The following is a 14,770-nucleotide window of genomic DNA, read 5'->3' on the forward strand; positions in this document are numbered from 1 at the left end:
TCCCACACGTGCTTCAAGCACCGCGGACTCACAGCTTGCCATCCACCCCTCTCACCCCAAAGTTTATCCCCTGCCCAAGACACAAGCGGGCTTGCCCGCGAAGGGGCCATCAGCCGCAAAGCTGCATGACCCGATATCCCATAAACAAAAACGCCGCGATCCTCTCGCGGCGTTTTTGTGTCTGTTGCCTTAGCCCAGGTTTTTGCCGAGCAACGCGTGGTACAGCTCGCTGTCGCCGAGAATCCCGACCACTTGGTTGTTGTCATGCAGCACCAGTTTGTTGCCGGTCTGATAACGAATCTGCAACGCATCGCGCATGCCGATGTTCGAATCCACCAGTGTTGGCCGGCGGCCCAAACCTTCAACCGCTTGCCCTGGTGCCCAGTTCTGCAGGTCCAGGCTGGCACCGTTCTGACGCGCCCCTGTGATGGTGTTGCCTTCGGCCAGGTCCAGCCACGAATCGCCGCCCGGATCGAGGCATACCGAACCGTTGATGCGTTTGCAGTTGTCCAGCGTGCGCATCAGGCTGCGACCGCACAACACGTTCAGCGGATTGGTATGCGCGACGAAGGTCCGCACGTAATCGTCGGCCGGGTTGAGGACGATTTCTTCAGGTTTGCTGTACTGGATGATCCGGCCGTCTTTCATGATCGCGATGCGGCTGCCGAGTTTCAGCGCTTCATCAAGGTCGTGGCTGACGAACACAATGGTCTTGCTGAGCTTGCTTTGCAGTTCCAGCAATTCGTCTTGCAGGCCCTGGCGAATCAACGGGTCGAGTGCCGAGAACGGTTCGTCCATCAGCAGAATGTCGGCGTCCATCGCCAGCGCACGGGCCAGGCCCACGCGTTGCTGCATGCCACCGGAAAGCTCGTCGGGTTTCTTGTTGCGCCATTGGGTCAGGCCCACCAGCTCAAGTTTGTCGTCCACCAGTTTGCGGCGTTCCTTCTCCGGGCGACCCTGCATTTCCAGACCGAAACTGATGTTCTCGCGCACCGTCAGCCAGGGCATCAGGGCGAACTTCTGGAACACCATCGCGATGCGCTTGGTGCGCATCATCTTCAGTTCTGCCGGGGTGCAGGAGGCAATGTCGATCTGCCGGCCTTCGTGCTCGACAAACAACTTGCCCCGGCTGACGGTGTTGAGGCCGTTGATGCAACGCAGCAAGCTGGATTTGCCCGAGCCGGACAGGCCCATCAGCACGCAGATTTCGCCTTTCTCGACATCCAGGCTGGCTTTTTCAACGCCGACGATCTGCCCGGTTTTTTTCAGGATCTGATCGCGGGTCATGCCTTGGTCGAGGAGCTTGAGCGCCTCACGCGGATCTTTGGAGAAGATTACGTCGACGTCTTCGAAGCGAATAATGCTCATGCGTCACCCCCTACTTTAGCGTCGGGTTGTTTGCAGATACGGTCGAGCATGATCGCCAGCAGCACGATTGCCAGGCCGGCTTCGAAGCCGAGGGCGATATCGGCGGTGTTCAGTGCGTTGACCACAGGTTTGCCCAGGCCGTCCGCGCCGACCAGTGCCGCGATCACCACCATCGACAACGACAGCATGATGCACTGGGTGATGCCGGCCGCGATGCTCGGCATGGCGTAAGGCAGCTCGATACGCGCGAGCAGTTGACGGCGCGAACAGCCGAAGGCTTTGCCGGCGTCCATCAATTCTGCGGGAACATCACGGATCCCCAGGTAAGTCAGGCGGATTGGCGCGGCAATGGCGAACACCACCGTCGAAATCAGGCCAGGGACCACACCCAGCCCGAAGAGGGTCAGGGTCGGAATGAGGTACACGAAGGTCGGCACGGTCTGCATCAGATCGAGCACCGGACGCATCAGTGTGTAGAACATCGGTTTGTGCGCGGCGACGATGCCCAACGGCACGCCGATGACCACGCAGACCAGGGTCGCGAAGAGCACCTGGGCGAGGGTTTCCATGGTTTCCTGCCAGTACCCCAGGTTGAGGATCAGCAGAAACGAGGCAATGACGAAAACCGTCAGCCCCCATTTGCGTTGAATGAAGTGAGCCAGTAGCGCGATGAGGCCGATCAATGCCAGCGGGTTGAACCAGGTCAGCGCAAACGTCACGCCGTGGATCATCGTTTCCAGTGTCACGGCGATTGCGTCGAAGGTACTGGCGCCGTGTTGCGTCAACCATTCAACGAAGCCCGCGATGTACTGGCCTAGGGGGATTTTCTGATCAATCAGCATGGTAGTGAACGTCCGCATGCGAGGAATAAACAGCCCGGGCGAGCACGCTCGCCCGGCATAAGCGATGCTCCTTGATTTAAGGCTGGGCGAGCTTGGCTTTCACGGCCTCCAGGCCTGGTTTACCGTCAATGGTGGTCACGCCAGCGAGCCAGGTATCGAGCACCTGTGGATTCTTTTTCAGCCAGGCCTTGGCTGCGGCGTCAGGCTTCATCTTGTCGTCCAGGATGTTGCCCATCAGCGCGCTTTCCATGTCCACGGTAAATTCCAGGTTTTTCAGCAGAGTGCCGACGTTGCTGCATTCCTGGACATAACCCTTGCGGGTGTTGGTGGCCACGGTGGCGGCACCGAAGTCGGGGCCGAAGAACTCATCGCCACCGGTCAGGTATTCAATCTTGAAACGCTTGTTCATCGGGTGCGGTGCCCAGCCGAGGAAGACCACGGCGGTGTCGCGTTTCTGGGCGCGGTCGACCTGCGACAGCATCCCCGCTTCGCTGGACTCGACGACTTTGAAGCCGGCGTCTTTGAGGCCGAAGGCGTTCTTGTCGATCATGCTCTGGATCAGGCGGTTGCCGTCGTTGCCCGGCTCGATGCCGTAGATCTTGCCGTCGAGTTCTTTCTTGAATTTGGCGATGTCGGCGAAGTCATGCAGCCCTTTGTCGTACAGCGCTTTCGGTACGGCGAGGGTGTACTTGGCGCCGGTGAGGTTGGTGCGTACGACGTCGACGGTCCCCGCATCGCGGTAGGCCTTGATGTCGTTTTCCATGGTCGGCATCCAGTTACCGAGGAACACGTCCATGTTCTTGCCATCGGCCAGCGACTTGTAGGTCACGGGCACGGAAATCATGGTGGTCTTGGTTTTGTAGCCGAGCGCGTCGAGGACAACGCTGGTGGTCGCGGTAGTCGCGGTGATGTCGGTCCAGCCGACATCGGAGAAGTTTACGGTGCTGCACTGAGCGGGTTCTGCAGCTTGAGCCAGTAACGGCAGACTCAGCATGGCGGCCAACAACAACGACGGGGAACCTTTCATGGATGGACTCCTTGGTGTTTTTTTTGGCAGTGTTCCGACTGGACCACCGCACTTATAGGTTGCGGTTGGATGGCGTTTTGGAGACAGCTCTACGACGGCGCCTTGCAATCGAGTCGATACGATCATGTACCACTGAAAATCAGACGCCTACAGGGGGCGTCGTATCCAGTACAGGGATGGTCGCATCCAGTGTCAGTGACGTCGCTTACAGCTTTTTTCAGCCCCCTTTACCCCTCTGAACCGCAAAAAAACGGCGAAAACGTAGCGCAAAACGCCTGCGGCGTTGCTGGGCATGGGTGCGTCGGTGTGAGACGTCGAACGACCTGACAAAAGCCTGATGATGCGGCCATCTCGGCGGATTGCAGCTTGAGCGTAGCAGCTCCGTCACTGGGCGTTTTTACGCCCGGAGTTGGCACATCCAGGAGTTCGGCAGTAATGGCTATCAGCGTTTTCGACCTGTTCAAAATCGGCATCGGCCCTTCGAGTTCACACACTGTGGGGCCCATGCGCGCTGCGGCGCTGTTTGTGGAATCGCTGCGCGAGCGGCACTTGTTGGAACAGGTGCGGCGCGTCGAAGTTCAGCTTTACGGTTCGCTGTCGGCCACCGGCATCGGTCATGGCAGCGACAACGCCGTGATCATGGGCCTGATGGGCGAGTGGCCGGACGCAATCGATCCATCGCAAATCGGCATCCGCATCGAAAGCCTGCGCGAAACCCACATGCTGTTGCTCGACGGTCGCTTGTCAGTGCCCTTCATTTGGGCTCGCGACATGCGCCTGATCGACGAAAACCTGCCGTTCCACCCCAACGCCATGACCCTGATGGTCGAAGGCGATGACGGCGAGCTGTACCGCGACACCTACTATTCCATCGGCGGCGGTTTTGTCGTCGATCAGGCGCAGGCGTCCAGCGGCGTGGTCGATCTGGACCGCACCGAATTGCCTTACGACTTCTCCAGCGCCGTCGAACTGCTGAGCCTGTGCAAGCAGCACAACCTGCGCGTGGCGCAATTGATGATGGCCAACGAAAAGGTCTGGCGCAGCGAAGAAGAAATCCGCAGCGGCCTGATGAAACTCTGGCGCGCCATGCAGGATTGCGTCGAGCAGGGCTTGAAGCACGAAGGCATCTTGCCCGGCGGCTTGAATGTGCGACGGCGTGCGGCCAGGTTGCACCGCAGCTTGCAGGAACTGGGCAAACCCAACGTGATCGGCTCGACCTTGAGCGCCATGGAGTGGGTCAACCTGTTCGCCCTGGCGGTCAACGAAGAAAACGCCGCCGGTGGGCGCATGGTCACGGCACCGACCAATGGCGCGGCCGGGATCATCCCGGCGGTGTTGCACTACTTTATGAAGTTCAGCGAGGTGGTGACGGAGGCCAACGTTGTCGACTATTTCCTCAGCGCCGCAGCGGTGGGGATTCTGTGCAAGAAGAATGCGTCGATTTCCGGCGCGGAGGTCGGTTGCCAGGGCGAAGTCGGATCGGCCTGCGCGATGGCGGCGGCGGGGTTGGCGGAGATTCTCGGCGCCACGCCGGAGCAGTTGTGCAACGCGGCGGAAATCGGCCTGGAACACAACCTTGGCCTGACCTGCGATCCGGTAGGCGGGCTGGTGCAAGTGCCGTGCATCGAGCGCAATGCGATAGCCGCCGTGAAAGCGATCAACGCGGCGCAGATGGCGTTGCGCGGTGACGGTCAGCACTTTATCTCGCTGGACCGGGTGATCCGCACCATGCGCGATACCGGCGCCGACATGCACGACAAATATAAAGAAACCTCGCGCGGCGGGTTGGCGGTGAGTGCGGTGGAGTGCTGAGACCCAGATGACCTGTGGCTGAGGGGCTTGCGTGGATAGGGGGCTTCTGTGGATAGAGGGCTTACGTGGCAAGCAGGGCTTTTGTGGCGAGGGGGCTTGCCCCCGTTGGGTCGCGCAGCGGCCCTGAAAGCTTTACGACTGCTGCGCAGCCGAACGGGGCAAGCCCCCTCGCCACAAAAGCATCCTAGCCATTTGCCCTTAGCCTCTTAGCCACCGAAGCTCATTTGCCCCACCAGAACAGTCAAAACTGCGCGCCAAGTGAACACCCGCTCCAAAACGCGCCACCTTTTAGCGCGTCGCTTACAGATAAGCGACTTCCCCGAAACCTGGATCCCATCCAACCCTGACCGTCCGTCAGCCGTGCTTGCGGTGACACTCTCTCCCGGCACCTCGCAACCCCTGTTCCCACAAGTGCTACCGATTTGCTCACGCCCAACGGGGCAGAGCGCCTGCCGTCGGTAATGGCACTTATAACCCCCACTCACCGCGCGGCTTATATAGAGATGTCGCGACGTCGTTTTCAGGAGTTATTGAACGCGCATTCAATTTTAGGCATGGCAATTGCTCTGTCATTACAAAGCCCGTCTCCCACGCGAGAACGATGGCAATAACAAGAGCCTCCGCCTGAGGCCATCACCCGCTTTGTGTGAGGAGATACCGCGATGACGACGTTCAACTCCGGGGCTCAACCCCAGAACCGTGCGCCTCAATCCATCGGCTTTTTGCTGCTGGACAATTTCACGCTGATTTCTCTGGCCTCCGCCGTAGAACCCCTGCGCATGGCCAACCAATTGTCCGGTCGCGAACTGTATCGCTGGACCACGCTCACCGTCGACGGCGGTCAAGTCTGGGCCAGTGACGGTCTGCAGATCACCCCCGACGCCTCCATGCACAAAGCCCCGGCCCTGGACACGATCATTGTCTGCGGCGGTATCGGCATTCAGCGCACCGTGACCCGCGAACATGTGTCGTGGCTGCAAAGCCAGGCGCGTCAGTCCCGTCGTCTCGGCGCGGTCTGCACCGGCAGTTGGGCCCTGGCGTGCGCCGGCCTGCTGGACGGTTTTGATTGCAGCGTGCACTGGGAATGCCTGGCCTCGATGCAGGAAGCGTTTCCGCGTGTGGCCATGAGCACCCGCCTGTTCACTCTCGACCGTAACCGTTTTACCAGCTCGGGCGGCACCGCGCCGCTGGACATGATGCTGCACCTGATCAGCCGCGATCATGGTCGTGAACTGTCCGCCGCGATCTCGGAAATGTTCGTCTACGAGCGCATCCGCAATGAACAGGATCACCAGCGCGTTCCGCTCAAGCACATGCTTGGCACCAACCAGCCGAAGTTGCAGGAAATCGTCGCGCTGATGGAAGCCAACCTCGAAGAGCCCATCGATCTTGACGAACTGGCGGTGTATGTCGCCGTTTCCCGTCGTCAGCTCGAGCGGCTGTTCCAGAAATACCTGCATTGTTCGCCGTCGCGTTACTACCTGAAACTGCGTTTGATCCGTGCCCGGCAGCTGCTCAAGCAAACGCCGATGTCGATCATCGAAGTGGCGTCGGTGTGTGGCTTCGTTTCCACGCCGCACTTCTCCAAGTGCTACCGCGAATACTTCGGCATTCCGCCGCGTGACGAGCGTGTGGGTTCCAACACCACGCAACAGGTCGCCATGATGCCGCTGCCGCAAGCGCTGGTGCTGTCGCCGTTATCCGGGCCGTTGTCGGCGTTGAGTCAGGCGCGGAACGAGTCGACGTTCGCCAGCGTAAGGTTGTAGGACTTTGTGGCGAGGGGGCTTGCCCCCGTTGGGTCGCGAAGCGGCCCCAAAGACTTTGCGACTGCTTCGCAGCCGAACGGGGGCAAGCCCCCTCGCCACGGTTCAGGCGCTACGGGTTTGCTGATACACCGCCAGCGCCGGCAGCAATTGCTTGTCGATCGCCTGGCGCACCGCCGGCAAAATCGTCGCGCTGCTGGTGTACATCTGTTTGACCATGGTCCGCAGTGTCGACGCCCGTTCATCGTTCAAGCCGCGCACCGCACACTCGCAAGCCTGCTCGGCTGTGGCGCCGCTCGGTACTTGAAAACCCAGCGATTTCAGTTGGCCCAACAGGTCTTCCTGGTCTATCAAATCGGCGTACATCATGACGCAATCCTTCTTCAGGGAACGGTGTCGTGGCTCGATTCTGGTAGGGGCGCGCAGTGGCGGCAAGGGCGATTTGTCGCAATGGCCGCAATACCTATGAACAGGTCGTTTTCGGCTAACTTGCGAATTGGCGGAGTGGGCACACTGGCCGCAGCTGGCAACACGATGGTTTGGTCACCCTCGCGCAACGGCTCCTCAACAGTACCCTCTTCAGCTCCGATCCAGTCACGGCTTGATCGGGGTTTTTTTTGCCTGTGAATCAGGGAAAGCCGTGGTGTCTGGGCTGACGCCTTCGCGAGCAAGCCCGCTCCCACAGTTGAGCGCATTCCTCTGCAAGAACTCGGTCAACCGTGGGCGCGGGCTTGCTCGCGAAGAACGATAACGCGGTCTAACGCTGCAACACCAAAATCCGCGACAACAACTCATCCCGATCCACATAACAGCCCTGGAAATGCCGGGCACCGCTGGCCGGATCAAACGCATTGCGCGCATGCAGCGTGCGGCGATTATCGAAGCACCACAGCTCCCCCGGATTCAGCCGCGTCATCACCCGAAACCGCGCCTCGCGCGTCATCGCAATAAACCGCCGATAAGCCCGGTACAGCTTGGGCATGTCTTCCGTCGAGGCATCGAACGGTCCGCGCAGAAAGTTAGCCATACGGATTTCCGAGACTTGCCCAAATGCATCCAGCGCAATGATCGGCGCGAGGCAGCGGTAATCGCTGTGGCGGTCCTTGTTGCGAAACTCCACAGGAATTTCACACAGGGCTTTGAACGCCTCGAGATCTTCTCGGCGCAGCGCGTCAGCGATGGCAAACCCGTCGACAAAAATACTCTCGCCGCCGTCGGCGTCATTCACCAGGCAATGCAGAAACTGCAGCCCCGGTTGCAACTCCCGGGTCGGCAAATCGCTGTGCAACGGCAGGTTGAAAGCGGTGTAGGCATTGCTGTCGGCATCGGCCTTGGATTGCACGTTGAACAACACGCCGAAGTTGCTTTCGCGGATGAAGGAAATCCGCTGCGCAATCAGCTTCAGCGAGCCCGGTTCGGTGGGCACGCCGCGCACCTGCGTCAGGCCGATATCGCGCACCGCCAGCAGCCACTGCAGCAAGGCGTCGTTGTCGTTCATCAACGTTTGATAATCGAACACCGGCACTTGCAAATCACCGTGCCAGAGCCTGGCTTTGGGCTTGCCGGCACGGCGCTCGGCGCGGGATTGATCGTCATAAGCGTGCGCCCGCAACCAGCCCGGATCGAAGCGGCTGAGGTGGCCGTCCTGCCAATCGACGCGCAAACAGCCTTCGGCATCGATGCTGGCATTTTCAGGCGCAAGGTTTTCTGCGACATCGACGATTTCCAGCACCTGTTCGCGGGTCACGGTGTAGACGCACTGCGGGCACGGGCAGTTGTCACGCAACCATTGATGATGAAAAGGGCTGAGGCGACCGTCGGCCCACGTCACTTGAACCTGGTCCGCCAAGGGGTGCACGGCGGTTAATGCGCTGATCAACGGATAGGTGCGGAAGTCGGCGAAAGCGGCGGCGGTGTGCATGGCGATCTCCTTGTTATTTTTTGGGCGGTAACGCAATCACTCGGCCAATGTATTCGGGGGCGGGCAGGTCGATTTGTTCGGCGACGATCGCTTGCAGTTTGCTCAAGGTGGCTTCGCCGAACGGCGCCGAGCGCGGCCCGGCGAGGTCGACATGCAGCAGCATTTGTTCGTTGCCGGCCAATGCTTTCTCATCACCGACCAGGTGCAGGCTGTGATAGAGGTGCAGGCGTTTGCTGTCGTGAGCAATGATTTGCGTGTGCACTTCGACGTCGGCGTCGAGTTTTACTTCGTGCAGGTAATTGAGGTGCAGTTCCAGGGTGAACAGCGACTGACCGCTGGCTTCGCGGTGGTTGCTGTCCATGCCGAGGCGATCCATCAGCGCGTCGGTGGCATAGCTGAAGATCAGCAGATAGAAGGCGTCGCGCAAGTGGCCGTTGTAGTCGACCCAGTCGGGGATGATTCTGGTTTGGTAGGTGGTCAGGGTGGGCATGATGGCTGATCCGGGTTGTGTGGTGACTGGGCTGCCGCCTTCGCGAGCAAGCCCGCGCCCACAGGATTTGCGCAGTCCTTGTGGGAGCGGGCTTGCTCGCGAAGGGGCCAGACCTGCTGATGGCTTATTCGCTAAACGCCATCCCATGCTTTTCTTTGGTGGCTCTCACCGCCTCCAGCACCGCCAGCAAGCAATCATCACGATAGCGTTCCAGCGCCGAAATACTGTGTTTGCCCAGCTGGTCGCTGGTGCCGTCGACCACATCGTCAATCAACTTGTCGGTCAGTTCCGGTGCCGGCAAATACGTCCACGGCAACTGCAATGCCGGGCCGAACTGTGCCATGAAGTGGCGCATCCCCGCATCACCACCGGCCAGGGTATACGTCAAAAACGTGCCCATGAACGACCAGCGCAGGCCCGCGCCGAAGCGAATCGCGTCGTCGATTTCGCCCGTCGTCGCAACGCCATCGTTGACCAGGTGCAGCGCCTCGCGCCACAGCGCTTCAAGTAGACGGTCGGCGATGAACCCCGGCACTTCCTTGCGCACATGCAGCGGCCGCATGCCCAAGGATTCGTAGACTTTCATCGCCGCTTGAATCGCTTCAGGTGCGGTGTTTTTACCGCCGACCACTTCTACCAACGGCAGCAAGTAGACCGGGTTGAACGGGTGGCCGACCACGCAGCGTTCCGGGTGCGTCGAACCTTCGTAAAACTCGCTCGGCAACAGCCCCGAGGTACTGGAACCGATCAAGGCATCGGGCTTGGCCGCCGCGCTGATTTTGCTGTGCAGTTCCAGTTTCAGATCGAGGCGCTCAGGCGCGCTTTCCTGAATGAAATCGGCCTCGCGAACGCATTCTTCAATCGTCGCGACAAAGCGCAGGCGCTCCTGTGAAGCACCGGGTGCAAGGCCTTGTTTCTCCAGGGCGCCCCAGGCATTGGCGACACGTTTGCGCAGCGCGGCTTCGGCACCGGGCGCCGGGTCCCAGGCCACCACATCCAGGCCGTGGGCGAGGGCTCGGGAGACCCAGCCGCTGCCGATGACACCGCTGCCCAGCGCTGCGAAGGTTTTGATTTCGGTGATAAAGCTCATGGCAAGGTCCTAAAAGTATTCGGTGGTCCCCTGTGGCAGCGGGCTTGCTCGCGAATGCGGACTGTCCGCCGACGGTGATGTCGGATGTGACGGCCTCTTCGCGAGCAAGCCCGCTCCCACAGGGAAGGTGTAGGTTTTGCTCAACCGCGCTGGGTCAGGCCCATTTTTACCCGGCCTTCCGCCGGCGTCAGAACCCGGGCGCCGAGGCGGCTGAGGATTTCCGAGGCGCGTTCGACCAGTTGGCCGTTGGTGGCCAGGACGCCTTTGTCCAGCCAGATGTTGTCTTCCAGGCCGACCCGCACATTGCCGCCCAGCAGCACCGCTTGCGCCGCCATCGGCATTTGCATGCGGCCAATGCCGAAGCCTGCCCACACCGCATTGGCGGGCAGGTTGTCGACCATGGCTTTCATGGTGGTGGTGTCAGCCGGCGCGCCCCACGGGATGCCCAGGCACAACTGGAACAGCGGGTCGTCGAGCAGGCCTTCCTTGATCAGCTGTTTGGCGAACCACAGGTGACCGGTGTCGAAAATTTCCAGCTCGGCTTTTACGCCCAGCTCTTGAATGCGTTTGGCGCCAGCGCGCAGCTGCGCCGGGGTGGAGACGTAAATGGTGTCGCCGTCGCCGAAGTTCAGGGTGCCGCAATCGAGGGTGCAGATTTCCGGCAGCAATGCTTCCACGTGCGCGAGGCGGGTCAGCGGGCCGACCAGGTCGGTGTTCGGGCCGAATTCCATCGGGTTTTCGCCCGCGCCGATTTCCAGGTCGCCGCCCATGCCGGCGGTGAGGTTGACGATGATGTCGACGTCAGCCTCGCGGATGCGCTCCATCACTTCGCGGTACAGCGCCACGTCACGGCTGAACTTGCCGGTTTCGGGATTGCGCACATGGCAGTGAACGACAGTGGCGCCAGCCTTGGCGGCTTCCACGGCGGCAGCGGCGATTTGTTTCGGGGTGACCGGCACGTGCGGGCTCTTGGCGGTCGTGTCGCCAGCACCGGTGAGTGCGCAGGTGATGATGACGTCGTGGTTCATGAGGCGGGTTCCTTGCAGGCGAGAGGATTCCGTTCGCAGCCCGGTGGGGCTGCGATGCGGCGGTTCAATCAGGGTTTATTTACTGCTCAGTTGCAGGTTCTCGGCCGCCGGTTTGCCATCGAAGGTAGTCACGCCTTCGAGCCAGCGTTGCTTGTCTTGCGGGTGATCCTTGAGCCATTGCTTGGCCGATTCGAACGCGTCCTTGTGATCCAGCAGCGGCTGCATCATCCGGCTCTCGTCCTCGGCGGTGTACGTCAGGTTGCTCAGCAAGCGGCCGATGTTCGGGCATTGCTCGGCGTATTTCGGCGCGGTGACGGTCCAGACCGTGGCCATGCCCTCGTTCGGGCCGAGCGCGTCGTCGCTGCCGGTGAGGTAGGTCATTTTCACGTTGACGTTCATCGGGTGCGGCGCCCAGCCGAAGAACACCACCGCCTCGTTGCGACGCACGGCGCGATCCACGGCGGCGAGCATGCCGGCCTCGCTGGACTCGACCAGTTGGAACTTGCCGAGGCCGAACTGGTTCTTGGCGATCATGGCCTTGATCTGCGTGTTGGCGCCCGAACCGGGCTCGATGCCGTAGATCTTGCCGCCCAGTTCTTTCTCGAACTTGGCGATGTCGGCGAAGGTTTTCAGGCCCTTGTCGGCGAGGTAAGTCGGGACGGCAAGGGTGGCGCGCGCGTCTTTGAGGCTCGGTGCCTGGAGCACTTTGACCTGGTTGGCATCGACGAACGGGGTGATGGTCTGGGTCATCAGCGGGTTCCAGTAACCGAGGAACAGGTCCAGGCGCTGGTCGCGGATGCCGGCAAAGATGATTTGCTGGGAGGCGCTGGTTTGTTTGGTGTTGTAGCCGAGGCCATCGAGCAGGACCTGGGCCATGGCGCTGGTGGCGATCACGTCGGTCCAGTTCACCACGCCCATGCGCACGTTCTGGCACGAAGCGGCGTCGGCCGCCATGACGCTGGCGCTCAAGAAAGCGGTACTGCTGAGTGCAAGCACACAGCTGCTGATCAGTCGTTTCATGTCGGGGTTCCTCGGCAGACGTTATTGTGGGTTCCGGCGTCTGTGCGCCGGTGATGACCAAGTTACGCAGCATAGCCCCGGTGAAAGCGCACTGCGGCGACCAGCTCTTGCACTGCAGCGACCTGCGCCCTTGAATGCCGACGACAACTGGCGTATCAACGTCCACACGCTACCCGCCCTCTCGTGACCTGCCAGTCGAGTGCGCTCCATGTCCCAGGATTTCTACTTCTTGTTGATGCCGGGTTTTTCGGCCATCGGTTTTATCTCGGCCATCGAGCCGCTGCGGGTCGCCAATCGCTTTCGCGGCGAGCTGTATCGCTGGCACGTCTTGAGCGCGGATGGCGGCGCGGTGCTGGCCAGCAACGGCATGTCGCTCAACGCCGATGCGGCGCTGGAACCGCTGAAAAAAGGCGCGACGCTGTTGGTGGTCGCCGGTTTCGAGCCGCTGAAATTCGCCACGCCCGCGCTGCAACACTGGTTGCGTCGGCTCGACAACGAAGGCGTGACCCTCGGGGCCATCGACACCGGCAGCTTCATCCTCGCCGAAGCCGGCCTGCTCGACGGCCATCGCCTGACCCTGCACTGGGAAGCCATCGACGCGTTCAAGGAATCCTATCCACAGCTCAGCGTCACCCAGGAGCTGTTCGAGATCGACCGTCGGCGCATTACGTCGGCGGGCGGCACCGCCTCCATCGACCTGATGCTCGACCTCATCGGCCAGGCCCACGGCGCGGAACTGGCGATCCAGGTCAGCGAACAATTCGTGCTCGGGCGCATCCGTCCGCGCAAAGACCACCAGCGCATGGAAGTCGCCACGCGCTATGGCCTCAGCAACAAGAAACTGGTGCAGGTGATTGGCGAGATGGAGCAGCACAGCGAACCGCCGCTGAGCACGCTGGCGTTGGCGGAGTCGATCAAGGTCACGCGGCGGCAACTGGAGCGCCTGTTTCGCCTGCACCTGAACGACACGCCGAGCAATTTCTACCTGCGGTTACGACTGGAAAAGGCGCGGCAGTTGCTGCGCCAGACCGACATGAGCGTGCTGGAAGTGAGCATCGCGTGCGGGTTCGAATCGCCGTCGTATTTCACCCGCAGTTATCGGGCGCGGTTTGCGCGGTGTCCGCGCGAGGATCGGCGTACCGCCAAGGCCTGAGCCGGACACAAAACCACTGTGGGAGCGGGCTTGCTCGCGAATGCGGTGGGGCAGCGAAATTTGAAGTGACTGACACACCGCATTCGTCGGAACGCCGCCCGGAGCAAGCCCGCTCCCACATTTGATCTGCTTTTACTTCTTCATCAACGCCGAGCAAGCCGCTTTGTAAGCTTCATGCTGATACTTGTTCAGCGTCCCCGGCAGCTCAAAACCAAACTTCTTGTTCTGCGCATTGATCGTCTGCGGCGACAACAAAGTCACCTCGCAGCTATCCAGCAACTGGAAAACACCCTCGATCTTGAACGTGGTCGGCCCGCCAGCGAACTCACCCTTTTTACTGCGCTTCTTGATCGCGATCCGGTCGATGGAATTCTCGCGAACAAACGATGCAACCTGAGCGGCGAAGATTTTGACGTTGGCGGCCTCGTCGTCATCGTCGAGGGCGATTTTTTTGGTGGCCAGGGCGACATGGCTCAGAACCTGACCGTCGAGGGCGGCCACGGCGATGATCGCTTCGCTGCCTTTGATTTCGATGCCGCAGATTTTCATGTTCAGGCCTTGGGATACGTTGAATTGGAGGCGATGGTCGCGCACCTCGGGTCGAGGTCAAAGCAGATTTTTACAGCTCGAGCTGATCGGCGTTGATTCCAAATGCAGCGGCAATTTTCTCGCGGGTGGCTTTGCGGGGTTTCGCCACGGTTTCCTGCTGGGCAAAGGCCGGCTGGGAAATGCCCATGCGTTTGGCGACTTCGTCCTGAGTCAGGTTCAGATGCTCGCGCCAGGCACGAATGGGTGTTGCACCATCGACGATACGACTGACCACTTCATGGGGAATCAGCTCGGGCTCAATCTTTTGCGCTACGTACTGTGCGTATGGAATGACCACAAATGCCGGGTTGCCCTCGGCGTCGTTGATAATTTGAATTTCAGTAGGTGCGTTCATCGCGTTTTTTTACCTCTTGAATACTGACTACTTTGATCGCGCCATCCCAGTCGAACATGACTCGGTAATGACCGACTCGAAGTCGATAGGCATAGTCATGGCCAACCAGTACTTTGACGTTGCCTGCCTCAGGCATGCGCCTGGCGCCGTGATTGCATCACGAACCTGGATCTGATGAGCGGAGTGCAATTTCAGGAGCTGCTTAACGGCTTTTCGAGTCCAGTGAATGCTGTTCATGGGAGGATATAAGTCTTTTATAAGATTTTCTAATCTTTACTTATATTTTTCAGGTCGCCTACCCGTGAAACTTGTC

14 protein-coding genes and 1 pseudogene are annotated in these 14,770 nt (G+C 60.4%); 3 read left to right on the forward strand and 12 right to left on the reverse strand.

What is annotated here, in order from left to right; genetic code table 11:
- Positions 1–189: 189 nt before the first annotated feature.
- The 3 genes from choV to ACQKP4_RS19560 all read right to left on the reverse strand — a co-directional run bounded on the left by choV (position 190) and on the right by ACQKP4_RS19560 (position 3,237).
- Positions 190–1,368: a choline ABC transporter ATP-binding protein gene (gene choV / locus ACQKP4_RS19550; RefSeq protein WP_427635277.1), complete on the reverse strand. Its 1,179-nt coding sequence runs from the start codon at positions 1,366–1,368 to the stop codon at positions 190–192.
- Positions 1,365–2,210: a choline ABC transporter permease subunit gene (gene choW, locus ACQKP4_RS19555; protein ID WP_123404334.1), complete on the reverse strand. Its 846-nt coding sequence runs from the start codon at positions 2,208–2,210 to the stop codon at positions 1,365–1,367. The genes choV and choW overlap by 4 nt, the downstream gene beginning before the upstream one ends.
- 76 nt (positions 2,211–2,286) lie before the next feature.
- Positions 2,287–3,237, reverse strand: a complete 951-nt coding sequence (locus ACQKP4_RS19560) for a choline ABC transporter substrate-binding protein (protein ID WP_427635278.1) — start codon at positions 3,235–3,237, stop codon at positions 2,287–2,289.
- Between the two features lie 435 nt (positions 3,238–3,672).
- On the opposite strand from ACQKP4_RS19560, the gene ACQKP4_RS19565 reads away from it, so the two are divergent.
- Both ACQKP4_RS19565 and ACQKP4_RS19570 read left to right on the forward strand, forming a co-directional pair.
- Entirely contained in the window at positions 3,673–5,049 is a 1,377-nt protein-coding gene (locus ACQKP4_RS19565) for an L-serine ammonia-lyase (protein WP_427635279.1), read from the forward strand.
- 662 nt (positions 5,050–5,711) lie between these two features.
- A complete protein-coding gene (locus tag ACQKP4_RS19570; protein ID WP_427635280.1) occupies positions 5,712–6,815 on the forward strand; it encodes a GlxA family transcriptional regulator in 1,104 nt (367 codons plus the stop codon).
- 102 nt (positions 6,816–6,917) lie between these two features.
- On the opposite strand, the gene ACQKP4_RS19575 is transcribed toward ACQKP4_RS19570, so the two are convergent.
- The 6 genes from ACQKP4_RS19575 to choX form a co-directional block, all read right to left on the reverse strand.
- A complete protein-coding gene (locus ACQKP4_RS19575; RefSeq protein ID WP_427635281.1) occupies positions 6,918–7,181 on the reverse strand; it encodes a hypothetical protein in 264 nt (87 codons plus the stop codon).
- Positions 7,182–7,569: 388 nt separating this feature from the next.
- Positions 7,570–8,733 (reverse strand): gamma-butyrobetaine dioxygenase, encoded by a 1,164-nt coding sequence (locus ACQKP4_RS19580; RefSeq protein ID WP_427635282.1) that lies wholly within the window; start codon positions 8,731–8,733, stop codon positions 7,570–7,572.
- 13 nt (positions 8,734–8,746) lie between these two features.
- Entirely contained in the window at positions 8,747–9,223 is a 477-nt protein-coding gene (locus tag ACQKP4_RS19585) for a thioesterase family protein (RefSeq protein ID WP_427635283.1), read from the reverse strand.
- A 124-nt stretch (positions 9,224–9,347) separates the two neighbouring features.
- Complete coding sequence (locus ACQKP4_RS19590) at positions 9,348–10,313, reverse strand: L-carnitine dehydrogenase (protein WP_427635284.1); 966 nt, start codon at positions 10,311–10,313, stop codon at positions 9,348–9,350.
- A 140-nt stretch (positions 10,314–10,453) separates the two neighbouring features.
- A complete protein-coding gene (locus ACQKP4_RS19595; RefSeq protein ID WP_427635285.1) occupies positions 10,454–11,341 on the reverse strand; it encodes a 3-keto-5-aminohexanoate cleavage protein in 888 nt (295 codons plus the stop codon).
- Between the two features lie 75 nt (positions 11,342–11,416).
- Positions 11,417–12,361 carry a choline ABC transporter substrate-binding protein gene (gene choX, locus ACQKP4_RS19600; protein ID WP_427635286.1) on the reverse strand — a complete coding sequence of 315 codons (945 nt, stop codon included), beginning with the start codon at positions 12,359–12,361 and terminating at the stop codon, positions 11,417–11,419.
- A gap of 208 nt (positions 12,362–12,569) precedes the next feature.
- On the opposite strand from choX, the gene ACQKP4_RS19605 reads away from it, so the two are divergent.
- On the forward strand, positions 12,570–13,514 hold the full coding sequence (locus tag ACQKP4_RS19605; protein ID WP_427635287.1) for a GlxA family transcriptional regulator: 945 nt from the start codon (positions 12,570–12,572) through the stop codon (positions 13,512–13,514).
- Positions 13,515–13,646: 132 nt separating this feature from the next.
- Here ACQKP4_RS19605 and ACQKP4_RS19610 read toward each other — a convergent pair whose 3' ends face one another.
- The 3 genes and pseudogenes from ACQKP4_RS19610 to ACQKP4_RS19620 all read right to left on the reverse strand — a co-directional run bounded on the left by ACQKP4_RS19610 (position 13,647) and on the right by ACQKP4_RS19620 (position 14,694).
- Positions 13,647–14,063 (reverse strand): DUF3010 family protein, encoded by a 417-nt coding sequence (locus ACQKP4_RS19610; RefSeq protein WP_427635288.1) that lies wholly within the window; start codon positions 14,061–14,063, stop codon positions 13,647–13,649.
- Positions 14,064–14,133: 70 nt separating this feature from the next.
- Positions 14,134–14,457 (reverse strand): helix-turn-helix domain-containing protein, encoded by a 324-nt coding sequence (locus ACQKP4_RS19615; protein ID WP_427635289.1) that lies wholly within the window; start codon positions 14,455–14,457, stop codon positions 14,134–14,136.
- Positions 14,441–14,694, reverse strand: a pseudogene (locus ACQKP4_RS19620) (type II toxin-antitoxin system RelE family toxin). Before ACQKP4_RS19620 ends, ACQKP4_RS19615 begins: the two are co-directional and overlap by 17 nt.
- Positions 14,695–14,770 lie beyond the last annotated feature (76 nt).

This window comes from Pseudomonas sp. NPDC086278 (assembly GCF_050280905.1).
Lineage (GTDB): Bacteria > Pseudomonadota > Gammaproteobacteria > Pseudomonadales > Pseudomonadaceae > Aquipseudomonas.